This window comes from Pseudoalteromonas sp. GW168-MNA-CIBAN-0100 (assembly GCF_040309225.1).
In the GTDB taxonomy this organism is placed as follows: Bacteria; Pseudomonadota; Gammaproteobacteria; order Enterobacterales; family Alteromonadaceae; genus Pseudoalteromonas; species Pseudoalteromonas arctica.
In genome coordinates this window covers 1-489 of sequence record NZ_JBEOOL010000109.1, presented here as the reverse complement: position 1 = coordinate 489, position 489 = coordinate 1, and the positions used below count along the sequence as shown (strand labels likewise).

1 protein-coding gene is annotated in these 489 nt (G+C 44.4%); it reads left to right on the top strand.

Translation table 11 applies throughout. The features are described from left to right. Positions 1-4 precede the first annotated feature (4 nt). The coding region (locus tag AAEY62_RS20250) for an RNA-guided endonuclease TnpB family protein (protein WP_350635981.1) at positions 5-489 on the top strand (485 nt) is incomplete at its 3' end.

The following is a 489-nucleotide window of genomic DNA, read 5'->3' as shown; positions in this document are numbered from 1 at the left end:
AGGTTTGACTGACCTTGTTATTGCCTCCAACGGTTTCAAGTCTGGAAATCCCCGTCACACCAAGCGTTACGCTAGTAAACTAGCTAAGACTCAACGTGTGCTATCGAAGAAGAAGAAAGGTTCTTCTAACTTCCACAAAGCCAGAAAGAAAGTCGCTCGCGTTCAAGCAAAGATTGCTGATTGTCGTCACGACTTCACCCACAAACTGACTTCCCAATTGATAAACGATAATCAAGTGATTAGCTGTGAAAGTCTGAGCGTAAAAAACATGGTCAAGAATCGAAAACTTGCTAAAGCAATTAGCGATGCCAACTGGGGCGAGTTCGTGCGCCAACTTACCTACAAAGCTGAGTGGTACGGTCGAACTGTAGTTAAGATTGATAAGTGGTATCCAAGCTCTAAACGCTGTAATTGCTGCGGTTACGTTGTCGATTCCTTGCCGTTACATATCCGCAAATGGTCGTGTCCTCAATGCTTTAGTGAGCTAGA